Annotated in this window: 12 protein-coding genes; 9 read left to right on the top strand and 3 right to left on the bottom strand. The window is 47.2% G+C overall.

The annotated features are described in order from the left end of the window. The 9 genes from ABDW16_RS29615 to ABDW16_RS29575 form a co-directional block, all read left to right on the top strand. On the top strand, positions 1-241 hold a 241-nt coding region (locus ABDW16_RS29615; RefSeq protein WP_343674888.1), incomplete at its 5' end, for a protease inhibitor I42 family protein. A gap of 135 nt (positions 242-376) precedes the next feature. Continuing rightward, positions 377-2830 (top strand): PKD domain-containing protein, encoded by a 2454-nt coding sequence (locus ABDW16_RS29610; RefSeq protein ID WP_343674886.1) that lies wholly within the window; start codon positions 377-379, stop codon positions 2828-2830. A 31-nt stretch (positions 2831-2861) separates the two neighbouring features. Further along, the gene (locus tag ABDW16_RS29605; protein ID WP_343674885.1) at positions 2862-4811 is read left to right on the top strand and encodes a gliding motility-associated C-terminal domain-containing protein; all 1950 of its coding nucleotides are present in this window, start codon (positions 2862-2864) and stop codon (positions 4809-4811) included. 192 nt (positions 4812-5003) lie between these two features. Next, positions 5004-6047, top strand: a complete 1044-nt coding sequence (locus ABDW16_RS29600; RefSeq protein WP_343674883.1) for an NAD(P)-dependent alcohol dehydrogenase — start codon at positions 5004-5006, stop codon at positions 6045-6047. Positions 6048-6431: 384 nt separating this feature from the next. Continuing rightward, complete coding sequence (locus tag ABDW16_RS29595; RefSeq protein ID WP_343674881.1) at positions 6432-7115, top strand: response regulator transcription factor; 684 nt, start codon at positions 6432-6434, stop codon at positions 7113-7115. Between the two features lie 8 nt (positions 7116-7123). Continuing rightward, complete coding sequence (locus tag ABDW16_RS29590) at positions 7124-8461, top strand: histidine kinase dimerization/phospho-acceptor domain-containing protein (RefSeq protein ID WP_343674879.1); 1338 nt, start codon at positions 7124-7126, stop codon at positions 8459-8461. A gap of 27 nt (positions 8462-8488) precedes the next feature. Then, the gene (locus tag ABDW16_RS29585; RefSeq protein WP_343674877.1) at positions 8489-9877 is read left to right on the top strand and encodes a TolC family protein; all 1389 of its coding nucleotides are present in this window, start codon (positions 8489-8491) and stop codon (positions 9875-9877) included. A 4-nt stretch (positions 9878-9881) separates the two neighbouring features. Further along, positions 9882-13121 carry an efflux RND transporter permease subunit gene (locus ABDW16_RS29580; protein ID WP_343674875.1) on the top strand — a complete coding sequence of 1080 codons (3240 nt, stop codon included), beginning with the start codon at positions 9882-9884 and terminating at the stop codon, positions 13119-13121. Positions 13122-13125: 4 nt separating this feature from the next. Beyond that, entirely contained in the window at positions 13126-14244 is a 1119-nt protein-coding gene (locus tag ABDW16_RS29575) for an efflux RND transporter periplasmic adaptor subunit (protein ID WP_343674873.1), read from the top strand. Between the two features lie 154 nt (positions 14245-14398). On the opposite strand, the gene ABDW16_RS29570 is transcribed toward ABDW16_RS29575, so the two are convergent. The 3 genes from ABDW16_RS29570 to ABDW16_RS29560 all read right to left on the bottom strand — a co-directional run bounded on the left by ABDW16_RS29570 (position 14399) and on the right by ABDW16_RS29560 (position 19922). Further along, entirely contained in the window at positions 14399-15811 is a 1413-nt protein-coding gene (locus tag ABDW16_RS29570; protein WP_343674871.1) for a T9SS type A sorting domain-containing protein, read from the bottom strand. A gap of 89 nt (positions 15812-15900) precedes the next feature. Continuing rightward, positions 15901-17508, bottom strand: a complete 1608-nt coding sequence (locus ABDW16_RS29565; protein WP_343674870.1) for a glycosyl hydrolase family 18 protein — start codon at positions 17506-17508, stop codon at positions 15901-15903. A gap of 11 nt (positions 17509-17519) precedes the next feature. Continuing rightward, positions 17520-19922, bottom strand: a complete 2403-nt coding sequence (locus ABDW16_RS29560; RefSeq protein ID WP_343674869.1) for a cellulase family glycosylhydrolase — start codon at positions 19920-19922, stop codon at positions 17520-17522. Positions 19923-20261 lie beyond the last annotated feature (339 nt).

The following is a 20261-nucleotide window of genomic DNA, read 5'->3' as shown; positions in this document are numbered from 1 at the left end:
CACTGCCGGTTTTCAATGGTTCTTCACTGTCTCTAATCCTGACTGCGTAGAAGTGGTTCGCTACAACTATAACATCGAAACCATGCGCATGGAAGCCGGCAATAGCCTCGATGTAGTATTCATGGTGCACTCCAAAGCACCCGGCCAGACCACGATCTTATTCGAACAAAAAAGAATATGGGAAAAACACAACCCACCCATCAATACCAAACAACTCGATATAACTGTAGTTAATCATTAAAATAAAAAATATATTTAAGCCTCCCCACCCTTTTCCTTCCACTCCAAGTATTTATTTAGACGCACTATATCTATTTCCTGCTACGGCCTATACCGTCGCATATTTTCATTTATAGCTAACCTATAATGACCATTCATGAAGCACTTCTATGCCCTGGTATTGTTAACCGTTTTATTAACAGGTTGGCAGCCCCTATTTGCCCAGACCTTTGTACCCATCACTGTCTCCGGCTTTAATGCAGACATTGTAGCAGAAGCCGGCAACAGTGCACTGGCCGCAACGTCTACAGTCATTGATGGTAGCAATCACGTAATTCATACTACAGCTTTCGCTACTGCTAACGGCGTTTCCGGGGGTATTACTCCCACCGGCACTTTTGTAAATGGTACCAAAACATGGCAGATGGCTGCCTTCAATGCAAACAACGCATTGTATATGGCACTGCCTTCGAACAGCGTACCCAATACTGTTGGAACAGGAACACTGACGCTCACTACTCCCGCCATCTACAGCAAATTAAGTCTGCTCGCATTCGGAACCGAAGGCATTAGCACCGTATCAGTATTGCTTACCTTTACAGATGGCACTACTTCCAATGCAGGCACCATTACCATCAAAGACTGGTTCAATGGTACTCCCGCTGTAGTTACCGGCTATGGCCGCATTACCCGTACCAATGCACCCATGACGGTAGATGGGGTGACCTCCACCAACCCACGCTTTTATGCTTTTGATTTCAACATTCCCTGTGCAGTGCTGGGCAAGTCACTGGCATCTGTTACCTTCACACAGCTAGCCGCCACCGGCGGTACATCAAGAGCACTCCTCCTCGCACTGGCCGGTGTAGCATACACACCTGTTGTTTATAGCAGCACACATACAAATGCGATTTGCGGTGGCGCTAATGGTACACTTACCCTCACCGCAACCAATGGATCTACACCATATACCTATAAGTGGAATACATCGCCCGTACAAACCACAGCTACTGCTACGAATGTTCCGGCAGGTGCGTATATAGGCACACTCACCGATGCAAATGGTTGCGTATTCACAGTGAATGATACCGTGTCATTAATATCATCTGCCACGATTGCAGCCAGTGCCAGTGCAACAGCAATTTGTGCCGGAGATCCTGTTACCCTGACGGCCACACCCATCAGCGGCACTGTCACTGATTATTCCTGGTCACCAGGAACGCTTGCCGGGCAAACGGTTACAGACACTCCCGCTGATACAACATCATATATTGTCTCGGCCAAAGATGCTTTTGGTTGTATTATAAAAGATACGGTGGATGTAGCAGTCAAGCCTACACCTACATCTTCATTTACAGTCACACCTGCCATCATTTGCCAGGGAGGTACTAACACTGTTACCTTCAGTGGCACTGCTACTCCTGCTGCTACTTACAACTGGAATAACTTTGCCGGTGCTACTGTACAAAGTGGTGCAGATAGCGGACCTTATCAAATTTCATTTCCGAATGCGGGTGACTTCAACCTGCAATTACAGGTGACTGACGATGGTTGCGTCTCAACGGTGACCACACAACCAGTAACAGTGTCTGCACTGCCACAGTTAAATATCACCGTAAGTAAATCTCCCATCTGTGCAGGAGACGCAACGACTATTACCTTCACAGGTACCGCTTCTGCCGCTGCTGTGCCAACATGGGATTGGGGTGGTGGCACCGTACAAACCGGTACCGGATTCGGACCTTATGATGTACAGTATTCCACCACCGGCAATATTAATCTGACCGTTACAGATGGCGCCTGTACAGCAACTGCCACGCCTGCTACCGTCGCCGTCATTCAATTGCCGGTACCTGCATTCACACCTGATATCACGCAGGGCTGTGCACCTGTTGCCATTACCTTCGACAACAAATCGCGCAATGCAGATAGTTACCAATGGACCTTCGGAGATGGTTCTACATCTGCTATAGAAGATCCTTCACATACTTATAATAATACAGGCGTATACACTGTCTCACTGACTGCTACAGCACAGGGCCAATGCTCCACTACCATTACAAAGACATCGCTCATCAGCATCGTTCCCATGCCTATCGCACTATTCAGTTCAGCCCCGGGGCAGAACATTGCAGTTGAATTCAAGAATGCAGACTTTACTTTTACAAACAATTCTCAGAATGGCGGCAGTTATGAATGGGACTTCGGAGATGGAACAGGTTCTACTGACTTTTCACCTGAGCATAAGTATGAAATCACCGGCGACTTTCGCGTAACCCTTTATGTGACCAATGATATCGGCTGCACAGACAGCATCAGCCGCGCTTACTACAAAGTGATCCCCGACCTCGTGCTCGACATCCCCAATGCCTTCAGTCCGAATGGCGATGGTATCAACGACCGCTGGGAAGTAGATGGGCTCAAAGCCCGCCCGAATGCGACGACCGAAATCTTTAACCGCTATGGCCAGATTATATTCAAAGGTATTGGTTTCTCAGCATGGGACGGTACCTGGAAAGGACAGCTAATGCCATTCGGCACTTATTACTATATCATAAAACCAGCCCCCGGAGAAAAGACTTATGCCGGATGGGTGGCCCTGCTTCGTTGATGTTAGTCCATAATTATAATAATATATTTCCATGACACGAATCTACTTCGCCTCTCTTCTCTTACTGATATGCCTATGCAAATCCTATGGGCAAACGTATACCCCTGTACCTGTTACAGGGTATGCCATCGATGCCTTTGCAGAAACAGGCACCGATGCTGCAGCAGTGACCACCGTTGGTCTTGACCTTCAGCAAAAGATATTGTATTCAGCCACTTTTGCGACCACCAATAGCCTCGCAGCCGGCTTGCCGGACAACGGGACTATTGTAAACGGACAGCGTACCTACCAGCTGAAAAATTACGATAGCCTGAATGCGATCTATCTCTCTGCCAATGCAGTTGCAACAGGTAGTGCTACTACGGGTACCTACACATTGCTTACACCGGCTGCTTATTCCAAAATCAGTATACTGGCATGGTCTACAGAACAGTCAAGCACATTCAATGTAACCCTGCATTTTGTAAATGCACCGGATATCAATGCAGGCACTTTCACCGTGGCAGACTGGTTCGGCGGCAGCAATCCTATGATCAATGCCATTGGCCGTGTACAAAGAATTTCTGCGCCGCCTTATAATGTAGAAGGACTCAGTAGCAATGATCCGCGCATGTATGCAGTGGATATTCCTGTTCCCTGTGACAACCAGTCACAGTTATTATCATCTGTTACTTTTGACTATGTAGTAGGCGGTGGCAATGATTCCCGGGCTGTGATAGCCGCTATTTCTGCTGTACCATTTGTACCCCTGACGGCTAGTGCTACAACAGTACCCGCTACCTGTGGTTACGCTAATGGCAGCATTACGGTTGCAGTGAGTGGGGGTACTGCTCCGCTGACACTGTCGTGGAATACAAATCCGGTTCAGTTTACCAATACAGCCACAGACCTGGCTGCCGGTGCTTACACCGTAAGCATCATGGATGGAAATGGCTGTGTGACACAGTTTGACACAACCCTTTCACAGAACTCACCTATACAGATAGCTGCCAAAGCAAGACCCGCAGCTATTTGCGCAGGTGCGTCCACAACTATATATGCTGTACCTACAGGTGGCCAGGTTGTAAAGTATACCTGGGAACCCGGTGCCATTGCTGATTCCATGACCACCATTACACCTGCAGCTTCTACACAGTATACAGTGACTGCCGAAGACGCTTTTGGCTGTATTGTAAAAGACAGCGTTAAAATCACCGTGAACTCCCAGCCAGATGCCCCTGTTGCGACAGCGCCTTCCGTATGTCCTGACAGCACAGCAACATTGGTGGTTACCAATCCTGTAGACAGCCTGACTTACAACTGGTACCCTATGATCTCCGGTGGCGATAACCTGGGCGCTGGCGATAGTTTTACGACACCCCCTGTTACAATACCTACCTCTTATTTTGTAGAAGCCGTAAATGGTTCCTGTGTAAGTGTACGTACGCAGGTGACAGTAACACCATTTGAAAAAGTAGATGCGCCGAAGATCAAAGCCGATAATACATCAGGCAGCACGATTACCTTTACCTGGGATCCTGTACCTGATGCAACGGGGTATCTCGTATCTGTAAATGGAGGTGCATACACAGATCCAAGTTCGGGGCATACAGGCACCACACATACCATCACAGTCCAGATGATCGATAGTGTGAATCTTACTGTAGTGGCCCTGGGGGCATTGAATTGTGAAAACAATGCCAATAGCCTGACAGTAAAGTTAAAAGCAGATCCGATCTATGTACCCAATACCTTTACCCCAAATGGAGATGGATTGAATGACATCTTCAAGGCAGAAGGCAATACGATTGCCGCATTGGACATGATGGTGTTCAACCAGTGGGGAGAATTGATTTTCCATACTACAACTTTAGGCACCGGCTGGGATGGCACTTACAATGGTAAAAAGCAACCAACTGGTGTATATATGTATACCATCCGGGTAATACAAAACGATAAAACAATCATCACAAAGAAAGGTGCAATCAACCTGCTGAGATAAACGGCGGCCGAAAAACTTATCTTTCCCCCCCGGGGCAAAAATCCCTTCTGCCGAAGGCGGAAGGGATTTTTGCCCCTTCTCCGCTATTTTATTTAATAGTCCTCCTCCCCTTTTTAATCCTCACCACACCCCTTACCTTCGCGTTCGTAGAGAAGCAATGACTATTTCCTCACGTTTATTAATTACAAAGAAATGATTCCAGCTAAAGGATATGCTGCGTTTGACGCCCAGGCGCAGCTTGGACCTTTCAATTTTGAAAGAAGAGAACCAGGCGCTCACGACGTACAATTCGACATTTTATACTGTGGTGTATGTCACTCAGATCTACACCAGGTCAAAAATGAGTGGGGAAATTCCATTTACCCAATGGTGCCAGGCCATGAAATAGTAGGCCGTGTCACCGCGGTGGGTGCACATGTAAAAAAGTTTAAAACCGGTGATCTCGTAGGTGTAGGTTGCCTGGTAGATTCCTGCCGCGAATGTGAAAACTGCCAGCAGGGTCAGGAACAATATTGCCTGAATGGTTCTTCCGGTACTTACAACAGCTATGAGCAGGATAAGAAAACCGTTACTTATGGCGGTTACTCCAACAAGATCGTGGTAAACGAAGACTTCGTATTGCTGGTATCTGAGAAATTGCACCTGCCGGCAGTAGCACCATTATTATGTGCAGGTATCACTACCTGGTCTCCGCTTCGCCACTGGAAGGTGGGTAAAGGCCATAAAGTTGGCATACTGGGGCTTGGCGGTCTCGGCCACATGGCAGTGAAATTTGCCGTGTCTTTTGGCGCAGAAGTGACCATGCTCAGTACCTCTCCTTCCAAGAAAGCAGATGCCGAGCGCCTGGGTGCCCATCACTTCCTGCTTACCAGCGACCAGGAAGCCGTGAATGCAGCCAGAGGTCAGTTCGATTTCATTCTCGATACCGTTTCTGCAGAACATGATTATGGTGCCTACCTGGGTCTGCTGAAGACGAATGGCGTACATATTTGTGTGGGCGCACCTCCAACCCCGGCTTCTGTACATCCTTTTGCAATGATCATGGGTCGCAAATCCATTGCAGGCTCTATGATCGGTGGTATTGAAGAGACACAGGAAATGCTGGACTACTGCGCCGAACACAATATTGTATCCGATATTGAACTGATCGAGATGCCTTATATACAAAATGCATACGACAGAATGCTGAAAGGCGATGTACGATACCGTTTTGTGATAGATATGGCTACCTTATAATGATTAAAAGCAGGCTTTTAGCCTGCTTTTAATTCCCTCTCAAACACCCTACCACTTATCCCCCAATTCCGCCACCCATATATTTTATTTTTACAACCCGGGCTCCTGGTAAATTTTAAGCACTTTTTAAGGAAACTCTAATTCTGGCCGAATTGGTACAGGATTTTAACAAAGTGACTTAACTATTTTCAAATTCTTTGAATTTTACAATTTTTTGTTTGAATAGCACAATAAATTCCGCCGGGATTCTTACCATCTTTGCGTCATGATTGCTATTTGTAAGAAGTATAAGCCAAAAAGGATCCACGTTTCTCAACTGGATCCTTTTTGCTTCATACACACCTTCAAGATTGCTTCAAATTTTAAAACGAATCTTGCAGCTGTATGAAAGTACTGCTCATTGAAGATAATATAGAGCTGGCTGCCAGCATCACCAGTTTCCTCGAAAAAGAAGGATACCTGTGTGAAGTAAGCTACACCAGCAATGACGCGCACAATAAATTAATATCATTTCAATACGACTGTATTCTATTGGATATCACTTTGCCGGATGGAAATGGTCTTGACCTCCTGCAGCTCATACACGCTGAAAAGATCGACAGCTGTGTGGTCATCATCTCCGCAAAGAATTCACTGGATGACAAGATCATTGGTCTGGAAGGAGGTGCCGACGACTATCTGACTAAGCCGTTCCACCTTCCCGAATTGCATGCAAGATTAAGAGCTGTATATCGAAGAAAGAAACTGCAAGGCAGCAATATTGTCACTTTTAATGAGATCCGGCTGAATACAGACACACTGGAAGCGTTGGTAAATAATACAACACTCGACGTAACTCCCAAAGAGTTCGACCTGTTATTGTATTTCCTTGTGAACAAGAACCGGGTGCTTTCCAGGCAATCGATAGCAGCGCACCTGTGGGGTGATTATACAGACAACCTCTCCAATTTTGATTTTGTATATCAGCACGTGAAAAATTTACGTAAGAAGATTCATGCAGCCAATGGAGGTGATTACATTAATACAGTATACGGATTAGGTTATAAGTTCAATACAACCGCTTCATAACAAAGGTCATGAAACTCGTTAACAAATTTACTTTATGGTACCTGTGTATCACACTGGCAGCGATGCTGGCAGGTATAGGCATCGCCTACTATAAGGTAAAATCAGAGATAGATGAGGCTGAAATAAGCCGCCTGAAGGTCTACAATGACCTCATGGCCCAGACTATGCGCAACGGCGTAAGCCCGGATACTTACCTCCGTGGCAGACCGGCCGAAATCAAAATGCTGAAGAACGAAGTCCCTGTAAATAAGTATGACGTGTATGAACATACCTTCTACAACACGATGCTCAAACACAGGGAATGTCGCCTCACCGTTACTTCATATTATAATATCAACGGCACCTGGTACAGTATCTGCTCCTATAATTATATTACGAAGGCAAACGAAATTCTGACAGGACTGGCCAGCTCCTTCATATGGATCTTCTCCATCCTGTTCCTGCTCACAGCATTGTCTGCCAGGTTCGTATCCCGTATCATCCTGGCACCATTCAACAGAACGCTGAAAAGAATACAGCGGTTCAACGTAAAACAGAAACAAAGACTTTCACTCCCGGAACCCAATGCCAAAGAGCTGAAAGCCCTTAATAGCTTCTTAAATAATATGACTGACAAAGCACTGGATGACTACCGTGCACTGAAAGAGTTTACCGAAAACGCCTCCCATGAATTGCAGACACCACTTGCTATTTTGCGTAGCAAACTGGAACTGCTCACAGAATCATACCTGCATGGAAAAGACGTAGATACTGTCATGTCACTCATCAGTGATATGCAGAATGCCATCGAGAAATTATCAAGAATCAATAGCTCCCTGACGCTGCTGGCCAAAATGGAGAACAATGAATATGATGATAAACGCACCATTTCATTTTCTGGCCTGGTAACAGAAACGATAAACAGCTTTTCGGAATTGCTGGAAATGAAATCCATTTCCCTGTCAACCAATATAACTAAAGGTATCGCGCTACAGTTGCACCCCGCCCTTGCAGACATTCTCCTGGGTAACCTGATGAGCAATGCCATCCGTCATAATACTGCTAATGGAAATATAGTTGTCAACCTCACCAGGGAAAAACTCGTGATCAGCAACACTGGTCTCCCTCCTGAGGTCTCTACCAGTGAACTCTTCCACCGCTTTAAAAAAGGCAACAGAAGAAGTGATTCCATCGGTATTGGTCTCGCAATCGTAAAACAGATCTGCGATCTCAACCACTTCGCCATCCAATACGACTATGCCAATGGATGGCACATCATTCAAATTATTTTCGATGAATCAATAGGTACTTTAAAGTCAGTGGCAAATGAGGAAGTGCTCACACCGCACCCCAGGCTACTACATTAAGGTATCATGGTCTAATGTTCAATTATCATGCAAAGAAAAAAACTCGTCTGTCTCTTTCTCTTACTCCTGTACGGGCCAGCGAAGATGGCACACGCACAGGTATTGACGCTTAAAGATGCAGTGCAGACTGCTCTCGCCAACTATGGGACCATCAAGGCCAAAGCCAACTACCTAAAAGCGTCCCGGTCAACAGCGCAGTCCGTGAAGCGGGAATACCTGCCTAACGTGAACGTGGCCGGACAGCAGGATTATGGTACCATCAATGGTATCTATGGCCCTTCTTACGGCCTGAATGGTCTTGCCGTAGCCTCATCAGGCCCTACCCTCGCACAGAATAACTGGAATTCAGCTTTTGGTGGATTGTACCTGGCCAATGTGAACTGGGATTTCTTCTCCTTTGGCCGTATGAAGGAAAAAATCAAAACCGCACAGGCCACCGTCGAAAGAGATTCTGCTGACCTGACACAGGAAAAATTTCAGCACGAAGTAAGGGTAGCCGCCGCTTACCTCAACTTACTCGCTGCACAGCGCCTCACACGTAGCTGGAAGAACAACCTTGACAGGGCCGATACCTTTCGCGCTGTTGTAGTGACCCGTGTGAACAATGGCCTGATCGCCGGCGTAGATTCATCTCTTGCCAATGCGGAAGTATCCAATGCACGCATCGCCTACACAAATGCAAAAGACAATGAGCAGACACAGGCCAACAACCTGGCTGTACTCATGGGTGTACCAGTACAGAACTTCGTACTCGACACAGTGTTCATCAAGCAGATTCCGCACGCCGTTGCAGATTCTGCTGACGTAGCGAACAACCCAACCCTGAAGTACTACGAGAACCAACTCAAGGTAAACCAGGAACAAGCGAAGTATTTACAAAGACTGTACTATCCAACCTTCTCTTTCTTTGGCACGATGCAAACGAGAGGTTCCGGGTTCGGTACAAACTACGCCGCAGATCAGTCCAATTATACACATGCTTACTGGGATGGTGTGAAACCCAGCCGTAGCAACTATCTGCTGGGTATAGGCGTAACGTGGAACCTGACTTCTGTTCTCAGGGTCAATAAACAGGTAGCAGCACAGCAATTTACTGCATCAGGTATACAGGACCAATATGATCTCGTAAAGCAACAGCTCACTGCACAGTTACAACTGTCTGACATCAAAATGAAGAATGCACTGGACAACTACAGGGAGGCGCCCATACAGGTAACAGCAGCATCCGATGCTTACAACCAGCGCACTGTATTGTACAAAAACGGGTTGAATACGATCGTGGATGTAACACAGGTGTTATACACGCTGAACCGTGCAGAAACAGACCGGGATATCGCGTACACGAACGTATGGCAGGCATTGCTCCTGAAAGCAGCCGCCAGTGGTAATTTTTCTCTTTTCATTAATGAATTCTAATTAGATGAACCTGATAAGATCAGCATTACGCAAACCCATAACCATCCTGGTGATCGTGGCCGCCCTGTTCTTCTTCGGCGTAGGTGCGGTTAGAACCATCAAGGTGGATATCTTTCCAAAGCTGGACCTTCCGGTGATGTATATATCGCATCCTTTTGGCGGTTATACACCTACCCAGATGGAGGCTTTCTTTGGTAAACAATATGTAAACATCCTCCTCTATGTAAATGGTATCAAAAGCATAGAGACGAAAAATATACAGGGTCTCTCACTCCTGAAAGTAAGTTTCTATCCGGGTACAAACATGGCACAGGCACAAGCGGAGCTTGCCGCCTTCTGTAACCGTGCCCAGGCCATCTTCCCGCAAGGATCGCAACCACCGTTTATTCTTCGTTTCGATGCCTCTACCCTCCCTGTAGGTAACCTGGTATTGAGCAGCGAAAAGAGGAATAACAACGAACTGCTGGACCTCGCCAACACTTATGTGCGTTCGTCCTTCACCCAGATCCCCGGTCTGCTGTCCGCCCCTCCTTTTGGTGGTAACATCCGTACTGTGGTAATCAAAGTGGATCCAACTTTATTACGCTCTCACAACCTGACACCAGACCAGGTGGTGGAAGCACTTCGCCTCAACAACCAGGTGTCTCCTTCCGGTAACGTGCGCATTGGTAGTAAGAACTTTATCACCCCTGTAAACACGACAATTCATACCGTAAAAGATTTTGAAGATATTCCGCTCTTCAAAGGGGGTGCACAGAACCTCTTCCTCCGCGACGTAGCCACTGTAGAAGATGGTGCAGATATCACGGCCGGTTATGCCCTGGTAAACGGACGCCGCTCTATTTACCTCTCCGTAGCAAAGAATGGAGACGCTTCTACATGGGATGTGGTACAGAAACTGAAAGCAGCTATTCCAAGATTTCAGGCGCAGTTGCCGGATGATGTGAAGCTGTCTTTTGAATTTGACCAGTCCATATATGTAATCAACGCCGTAAAGAGCCTGATCAGTGAAGGTACAATTGGTGCGGTGCTCACAGGTTTGATGGTATTACTCTTCCTGGGTGACCCACGGGGTGCACTCATTGTAATCCTCACGATTCCGACCTCTATCATTGCAGCAGTACTCTGTCTCAAGTTAGCGGGGCAGACAATCAACATCATGACACTGAGTGGTCTTGCCCTGGCCATTGGTATATTGGTGGATGAAAGTACGGTGACGATTGAAAACATACACCAGCACCTGGATATGGGTAAGCCGAAAGGCCTCGCTATCTGGGATGCGTGTAAGGAAATCGCCTTCCCGAAACTCCTGATACTCTTCTGTATCCTCGCTGTGTTCGCCCCGGCATTCACTATGGGGGGTATACCAGGTTCATTGTTCCTGCCACTGGCACTCGCGATTGGTTTTGCAATGGTCATCTCTTACTTTCTGGCACAAACCTTTGTACCTGTTATGGCCAACTGGCTCATGAAGGAACATGGTCATGGCAAACCTGAAGATTACAGACCCGATGGATTGGAGGAAGATACATGGGATGAAAAGAAAGTACTCGTTGAACATCCACATGGCGGTCACGACGAGCCACTCACAAGGTTTGATAAGTTCCGTAACCGCTTCATGCGCTTCATAGAGCGCATCATGCCGGCCCGTAAGCTGATTGTTACAGTATATATCATTGGCGGTATGGCGCTGGTAGTTCTATTACTGAACCACATTGGTCGTGACGTATTGCCACATAGTAACGGTGGTCAGTTCCAGCTCAGGTTACGTGCACCGGATGGTACCCGCGCTGAGTTCACTGAAGAAAAAACACTGAAAGCGATCAATACCATCAGGGATATTGTTGGTCCAGAGAATGTATCTATCACGTCTGCTTATATCGGTCAGCACCCTGGTCTCTTCTCTACTGCACCTATCTATCTGTGGATGGCAGGTCCACAGGAAGCAGTTATCCAGGTAGCCCTGAAAGAAGAGTATGAAACGAACATGGATGAACTGAAAGATAAGATCAGGGAAAAACTGAAACAGGTAGAACCAGATGTGACACCATCCTTTGAACCAATTGAACTGACAGAAAAAATCCTGAGCCAGGGTTCACCTACCCCAATCGAGGTAAGGTTCTCCGGCAGGAACAGGAAACAGGCAGAGCAATATGCCAACAAGATGATTGCACGACTGAAAGAAATTCCTTTCCTCCGTGACGTACAGCTGGGACAATCTACCAAATATCCTGCACTGAAAATTGAGATTGACCGTTTACGGGCAGCTCAACTGGGTATTGACCTGGCAACCATCTCCCGTACTATCACAGCTTCTACTTCCTCCTCCCGCTATACGGAGAAAAACGTGTGGGTAGATGAAAAGCAAAACCTGAGCTACAACGTACAGGTAGAGATCCCGGAAAATAAAATGACTGACATCCATGCCATCGAGGAATTGCCACTGCTGCCAAACAGTGCGCGCCCGGTACTGGGCGATGTAGCTACCATCACCCCCGATACCACACTGGGCGAAGCAGATAACCTTGGTGCAATGCCTACCCTGTCAGTAACAGCCAACCTCAATAACATTGACCTTGGTACTGCTACTACAGAAGTAAACAAAGCAATCAAATCAATGGGCGAATTGCCACGTGGTCTTACGGTAGACCTGGTAGGTCTGACTTCTACACTGACAGATACCCTCGATAGCTTACAGAGTGGTCTGATCGTAGCCATTATAGTCATCTTCCTGATGCTGGCGGCAAACTTCCAGTCCTTCAAGGTATCGGCGGTGGTACTTGCTTCTGTACCTGCAGTACTGATAGGTTCCCTGACCCTGCTTTTGCTGACAGGTTCCACCCTGAACCTCCAGTCTTATATGGGTATCATCATGTCGGTAGGTGTATCGATCTCCAACGCGGTATTGATGGTAACGAATGCCGAGCAGTTACGCCGTCATAATGGCGACGCGGTCCTTTCTGCAAAAGAAGCGGTTGCACTGCGTTTGCGTCCGATCCTGATGACGAGTCTTGCGATGGTGGCTGGTATGATCCCAATGGCAAGTGGCCTGGGTGAAACCGGTGACCAGACTTCCCCGCTGGGTCGTGCGGTAATCGGTGGCCTGGTGGCCTCCACCTTTAGTACCCTTTTCTTACTGCCCCTGGTATTCTCATGGGCACAGGGTAAAGCAAGTACCAAATCCGTATCACTGGATCCGGAAGATAAAGAAAGTAAAAACTATGTACCATCCTTGTATGAATAGTCATATGAAAAAGAATAGAATAATATTACTGTGCAGCTTACCCGCCATGCTGCTGTTGAACAGTTGCGGCCACTCAAAAGGCGAATCAGAAAAAGAAGGCGCAGTCACAGAAGTTCCGGCTACACCGGTGATTGCCATTCAGAAAGGGAAGCTGTCTTCTACCCTGAAACTGCCGGGTGAACTGATCGCTTTCCAACAGGTAGATATTTATGCGAAAGTGAGCAGCTTTGTGAAAAAACTGAATGTGGACGTAGGCTCTGAAGTAAACACCGGCGACCTGCTGGTGACCATGGAAGCACCTGAGCTGACTGCACAGCTGAATGCGGCCGATTCCCGGCTCAAATCACAGGAGGCGATTTACCTGGCCAGCAAAGCGAATTACGATCGTTTATATACTACCAGTCTTACGCCTGGTACCGTTTCTAAAAATGACCTGGATCAGGCAAAGGCAAAAATGAACTCTGACCTCGCTAACCTGGAAGCAGCAAAGTCTTCTTACAGAGAGGTATCTGATACCCGGAACTACCTTGAAATCCGTGCCCCATTCAGCGGTATCATCACAGCGCGTAATGTGAGTGCAGGTGCATATGTAGGTCCTACCGGCAAAGGTTCTGAGCTGCCTATCGTGACCCTGCAGGAACAGCATAAACTGCGTTTGGTAATCTCTGTACCGGAGTCATACACCAGCTACCTGGGTAGCAACAGCGAAGTGAATTTTACTGTAAAAGCTTTCCAGGGCAAACAGTTTACGGCTAAGGTAAACCGCCTGGCAGGTGCGCTGGATGCCCGTCTTCGTTCACAGCGTATTGAAATGGATGTAACTAACAATGACAAGAAGCTGTTGCCAGGTATGATTGCTGAAGTGAGCATTCCGATGAATACAGCAGATAGCGCATTCATTCTGCCTAAATCAGCAGTAGTGAATTCTACTGTACAGGTATTCGTGGTGAAGGTGGAAAACAACAAGGCAGTACATGTACCCGTGTCTACAGGCCGGGAAGCAGATGGTAAGGTGGAAGTATTTGGAGACCTGAAGACGGGCGATATTATCGTAGCCACAGCGACTGAAGAAAACAGGGATGGTCAGGACATTAAGAAAACAGCATTACAGAAGGATAAATAATTAGAAAGGATCCGATTGGTTAAGATAATATCAACAGGCAAAAATATCAACAAACGGGAACCATCGGGAAGCAGGAGAAAGGATGTAAGGAACAACAGACTGGACAAAGCATCAAAAAAGGAAGCATCTCAGTTGAGATGCTTCCTTTTTTTAATTACTGAATTACTATCTTCTTCGTATAGCTCTTTCTGCCATTCGTCACAATCACAACATATACGCCAGCCGGTAAATCTTTTACCTCCAGGGCAATCCTTGCCGCATTATCCTTTCTTTCTGCCACTACTTTCTTATTCACATCTACTACAGATACGTACACAGGTTCCTTACCATCGTATTTACCCACATTTACGGTCAGCAAACCGCCTTTCAATACCGGGTTAGGGTATACGCTTACTTCCGCGCTTTCTTTTTCGGCAGCAGCGGTGGTAACCGCTTCAACTTTTACAGAGCTTACCTTGTCATTCCAGGTGCTTACATCCAGCAATGACACATCGGAAGTGAGTACCAGTGAGGCACCGGAGAAGTTGTCATCTGCATACAAAGTCACCTTATAACCAGGTGTAACTTTTACAGATGTAATATCGTCATTGATAGCACCATATGCTTTTAAAGCAGTGAGGTTATAGCTACCAACTGGCAATGAGATACCATAACCGCCATAATTGATATCCTGGTACATGTACGCAGCAATAGTGACCGGTGCATATGTGATAGGGAAATCAATCTGAGCCTGATTAAATTGGCTTTCGTACGTGGAATTCCAGCCGAATGCGGTGGTAGCCTGTGATTTCAGACTTACGCCAGCCGCAGCGCTCCAGAAGTGAATGAACTCACCCATGTTCAGTGAACGGGCATAGTCGCTGCCGCTCTTGGGGAAATAAGAAGATAATAATACAAAATACCTGTTCAGTACTTTGCTGCCACCATACTGGCTGTAAATAGGATAGAACCAGTCGCGGAACCAGTGTGTACCAGTGGCAGGGAAATTGTCAGTGGTATTGGTAAAAGTGGTGTATACCCTGGCGGCATCGCTGGTCATACCCAGGCCCTGGTATACGTCGTAGATGTAAATTTCCGCCCACTTACTGTCTCCCCAGATGCCGAATGCAGGAGAGTTGTGTGCATTTTTGGAATCGCCTTCTACAATGTGGCCTACTTCGTGTGTGAGCAGGTCATGATCGCCACCGCTTGCACTCGTCCATGGACCCGGCCCCACATCAGCTACGTCACGATTGTCATGGCTGGCATCGAAATAGCCGGAAGGATGACCACCGCTGTACTTGTTGGTGTGCATTACGACAAACAAATGTGGGTCGGCGCCAAACCACCCATAGGTCTTTTTTGTATACCGCCATACATTGCCCATGTATTGGTATGGCCAGGTAACAGAAGTGTTCACGTCACTGTCGTAATAGACAGCAACATCGTTGTCATAAAATACCCGTGTCAACAATTGATTGTGCTCAAACCAGTGTTCCTGCCAGGTAGCAGGTGGCGTCTGTGCATCTACCCGGCTAAAGGCTGAGCAGCCCATCAACAAAAGCGCATACAGTACTCTTCTTTTCATGGTTATTGTTTATTAAGGGGGGTGATAAAAAAATCGTGGAAACACAGGACCGGTCATATGCGCAATGACCGGTCCTGTAAGGATACCTTTTACAGTATCAGGACCTGTTTAGTAAAAATTTTATTGCCATAGGTGATCACGATTACATACATCCCGGGGACCAGGTTACCAGTGGAAATACTAACGCGGGCACTTCCCGCTTTCTTATAAAGTACAGTTCGTTGATATAGATCTTTTACGAGTACCTGCAGGGAGGTTTTTCCGTCATAGCCAGCTACATTTACAGTCAGTTCGCTACCCTTGCTGACAGGGTTGGGGTATACGACCAACCCATTTTCGGTTTTCAAACTTACCACACTATCTTCACTTGCAGCCATTCTTGCGCCAGATACTTCGCCCCATGAGAAATCTTCCCATCCCTGTGCGGTAGTGCGGGTGCAGGTCATAGCGGCAGCTCCATTTTCGGAGGAAACATATAAACCGTTATTTCCACGTAAAGAAACCGTACCATCTGCATTCTGAATCCAGTCAAACTTCTCCCAGTCGTCTGCCACGGTACGGTTACAGTTCATGGCCTGCTCTCCATTTTCAGAAGATACAAAATATCCGCCATTGCTTAATGTAATTTTTCCGTTACCGCCATCGCCTACGAAGAACTGGTTCCAGCCGGCGACTACTGTAGCGTTGCAATACATTGGGTTGACATTGCCTTTGGAGCTTACGTACTGGCTGTTGTTTCCTTTGAGCCAGATAGTTTTGCCGATAGGTGCTGTGGAGGTATTGCCATTATTGACCACATCGTGGATATTTGTCAATAAAGAATTGGTGCCTGTAGCATCCTGGGCAATTTCCCATATCATAATACCGGCGCCCACATTGAGAGCAAGCGTAGTTTTATTCCTGATAGTAGTAATGCCATTGTAACCAATATCTCCCAGGCGGTCGGCGTATGGATCAGCGCCCATGCTTAATAACGTGGCAAAACTGAAATCGCCACTCCAGTCGCGGCGGCCATAGAAGGGTACACCTAATACTGCTTTCTCTTTTGGTAAGCCACGGCCTAACCAGTAATTCATACATTGAACGGCCAGGTTGTAGGTGGAATGATCTGGTGGGTTATCATCATAAGCCATGATATTGAGCCAGTCTACAACCGGGAACAAGGTACTTAAAAAACTGTCATCACCATAAAGGCCTATTACAGCCGCTGTAGCAACACGACCATTGGCATGCATAGCGGTGGCCAGTTGAGACATTAAAGTCAAAAATGCGGTGGCCTGGGTACCGGCAGAGGGATATTCCCAATCGAGGTCCACGCCGTCTAAATTGTAGGTGTTACAGAAGTTCACCATATTGTTGACAAAGGTGGTTCTGCCGCTGGCCGTGAGGGAGAAGGTGCGGAAACCAACATCTCCGCCACCACCACCTACGGAGATGATGACTTTTACGCCTGCGGCATGGGCAGCTGTGACGAGACTTCTGAGCCTGTTGGGATCATCAGGAGTCTGTAAGCTACCATCGGAATTAGGAATGAGGAAGGCATAGTTGATGTGGGTCAGTTTATCGTATTGGATAGCATTGACACTGCCTTCCCAGGTAGGGAAATAGCCGATTACCTTGAATTGCGAAATGGCGTGCAGGGTAAGGGAAAGGAGGATTGCCATGAGGCAAAGGCTCCTGCGGTATAGTGATTGCATGTGTTACAGGTTTATTGGATCAGTACTTTTTGCGTATAGGTTTTGTTACCACTCGTCACCCTGATTACATAGAATCCGGATGCTACGTTTGCAGTAGCTATATTTATACGCGCAGCGTTTTCTTTGCGGTATAGGACCACCTTTTGGTTTACATCTACTAAAGATATTTGTACAGGAGATTTGCCATCATAATCTTTTACATTTACTACCAGCAAATTTCCTTTTGCAACAGGATTTGGATACACCAGCAAGCCAGTTTCAGTATGAACTGTTATAGTTTCCTGCGAAGCTTTTCTTGCCGCAGCAACAGGCACTATTCCAAATTTAAACTGCTCCCAACCCTGTGGATAAGTCCTGTTACAGGTCATCTCAGCCGCACCATTTTCAGAAGAAACATACAACGCATTACTACTTCTTAACGATACGGTACCATTATCATTCAGTATCCAGTCAAATTTCTCCCAATCCTGGGCAGTAGCCCTGTTACAATTAATGGCCTGTGTACCATTTTCAGAGGATACAAAGTATCCGCCATTACTCAGCGTGATTTTGCCATTTCCGCCATCCCCAACTAAAAACTGGTTCCAGCCTTGTACAGCAGTGGCATTGCAATACATAGGACTCACATTGCCTTTGGAACTCACATACTGACCATTATTTCCCTGTAACCAGATGGTTTGACCTATTGGGGCAGCACTGCTCACTTCTCCCCAGGAGAAAGCTTCCCAGCCACTACCGGTAGTGCGGGTACAGGTCATCGCCTGTGTACCATTTTCAGAAGAAACGTATAAGCCATTACTGCCTTTTAAAAAAATCGTTCCATCTGCATTTACAATCCAGTCAAACTTTTCCCATCCCTGGTATACGTTCCGGTTACAGGTAATAGCCTGTGTACCATTTTCAGAAGAAACAAACAGCGCACTGTTTCTCAATGCGATTTTGCCATTCCCGGCATCTACCACGTAGAATTTATTGTAGGTGCCAACAGTATTACTGTCACACCACATAGCGCCGCTGCCTCCTCTGGAACTCACGTATTTTCCATTAAAGCCTTTCAGCCAGATCGTTTTGCCCACAGGCCCATTGGCAGCCTGCCCGGGAGCTACGGCAGCAATGGTGTTGGTGTTTTTGATATTGTTCGCAAATTTGATGTTGTTCAGCACAGCACTCATGTTGCCGGCGCCATCGAGTACAGAAGGGCCTGTAAGCCTTAGCAGCGCAGCATTTTCACCAGCAGTGAGTCGTTTGTACGTCCAGTGGCACCAGCCTACGCCGATACTGTTCATGGCGGCGATATTGGCAGAGAGCCAGTCATTGCTGTTTTCCCCGGTTTCACCTACCCATACCGGTACATTGTAGGTATTTCTCCAGGCAGCGATATTGGCCAGGTCAGAGATCTGGTTAGGATCACTGTTACCCACGGTGACGTCGGTAGAGTTCCAGTAGCGGTGTGAGTTATACACAAGGTTGGTGGGATTGGTAAAAGTATAGGGCTGCATGCTCCCGTAGTTATTACCATAGCCATTCCCTTCTACCATAAGGAGATGGGTATCACCTTCGGCACGAACGGCATTGACCAGTCTTTCAAAGATGTCATGCACGGTTGTGTTGCTGGGTACCTTGTGTGGTTCATTGATCAGGTCATACATGGCCACACCGTCGTTGTTGATGTAATGACGGGAGAGTGCCTGCCATAAACGAACGGTCATGTTGCCATAAATGGCCTGGTTGTACAGGTCATTGCCTACAAAACCATCGTTGATGTTGTGGTCGAGACCCTGAGAGCCGGGGGCGGCATGGAGGTCTAAGATCACATACATGTTGTTGGCAGCAGTCCATTTCAGCAAACTGTCGGCAAGACGGAAGCCTTCTGTGTTGGTGTCAGTGAACAGGGTATTGTTGTTATACCATGTAGTGAGTGCACTGATGTACGTGGATACAGAGCTGGCGCTGGCATTGGCATGAATCACTTTCAGCCGTTCTGCTCTCTGGGCAGTGGTGAGAAAGAGTTCATAGTGCATGGGCAGGCGCACACAGTTGAAGCCGAGGGAGGCAATGTAGTCAATGTCGGCTTTGGTGATGAAATTGTTACGCCAGGATTGGTAGAAGGCTTCTACCTGGGCGTCGGTTTGCCCCTGGTCGTAGAGGTATTTTTTGACGGACCACTGGGGGCCGTCGCCACCTTCTTTCATCATGTAGCCTTCCTGGAGGAGCCAGGCTCCGAGGCCGACGCCTTTCAGGAGTACTTCCTGGCCGGAGGCGTTGACAATACGTTTGCCATCGGCGTGGAGGCGGGAAAGTTGGGCGGTGGCTGGTGTTAGCTTCAGACATGCTAACAGGCAGACCATCATGAGAAAGGATTGGCGTACGCGGCGGAGTCGCCCGTACAACCGGTCTTTGTAATGGATCTTCATAGAGGGTGTTTTAAATGATACAGCGTTTTAGGTATAGTAGAAGTCGTATGAGTGATAAAATAGTACCATATAATAAAAAAGCCGGATCGCTTGCACGATCCGGCTTTTTCATTATATGAAATAATATCTATACGGCATCAGCCAAAAAGAAACCCTTCCTTCTGCTGAAAATAACCCCTCCCACTGGTGCCAGCCCCAAAAAAACGTCTCTTCCTTGCTGCCGCAGGCCCAAAAAACTATTCCTTCTGCTGAAAACAAGCCCTTCCCACTGACACCAGCCCCAAAAAGCGCCCCTTCCTTGCTGCCGCGGCCCCAAAAAAACTATTCCTTCTGCCGAAA

Origin of the sequence: Chitinophaga sp. (genome assembly GCF_039596135.1) — a bacterium.
GTDB lineage: Bacteria > Bacteroidota > Bacteroidia > Chitinophagales > Chitinophagaceae > Chitinophaga.
The sequence above is the reverse complement of the archived record's forward strand: the minus strand, read 5'-3'. Positions and strand labels throughout refer to the sequence as shown.

Bases quoted from the DNA above. Each gene is read 5' to 3' on its own strand.
- ABDW16_RS29600 (WP_343674883.1), top strand. From the start codon at position 5,004: ATGATTCCAGCTAAAGGATATGCTGCGTTTGACGCCCAGGCGCAGCTT.
- ABDW16_RS29590 (WP_343674879.1), top strand. From the start codon at position 7,124: ATGAAACTCGTTAACAAATTTACTTTATGGTACCTGTGTATCACACTG.
- ABDW16_RS29585 (WP_343674877.1), top strand. From the start codon at position 8,489: ATGCAAAGAAAAAAACTCGTCTGTCTCTTTCTCTTACTCCTGTACGGG.
- ABDW16_RS29595 (WP_343674881.1), top strand. From the start codon at position 6,432: ATGAAAGTACTGCTCATTGAAGATAATATAGAGCTGGCTGCCAGCATC.
- ABDW16_RS29580 (WP_343674875.1), top strand. From the start codon at position 9,882: ATGAACCTGATAAGATCAGCATTACGCAAACCCATAACCATCCTGGTG.
- ABDW16_RS29575 (WP_343674873.1), top strand. From the start codon at position 13,126: ATGAAAAAGAATAGAATAATATTACTGTGCAGCTTACCCGCCATGCTG.
- ABDW16_RS29560 (WP_343674869.1), bottom strand. From the start codon at position 19,922: ATGAAGATCCATTACAAAGACCGGTTGTACGGGCGACTCCGCCGCGTA.
- ABDW16_RS29605 (WP_343674885.1), top strand. From the start codon at position 2,862: ATGACACGAATCTACTTCGCCTCTCTTCTCTTACTGATATGCCTATGC.
- ABDW16_RS29570 (WP_343674871.1), bottom strand. From the start codon at position 15,811: ATGAAAAGAAGAGTACTGTATGCGCTTTTGTTGATGGGCTGCTCAGCC.
- ABDW16_RS29565 (WP_343674870.1), bottom strand. From the start codon at position 17,508: ATGCAATCACTATACCGCAGGAGCCTTTGCCTCATGGCAATCCTCCTT.
- ABDW16_RS29610 (WP_343674886.1), top strand. From the start codon at position 377: ATGAAGCACTTCTATGCCCTGGTATTGTTAACCGTTTTATTAACAGGT.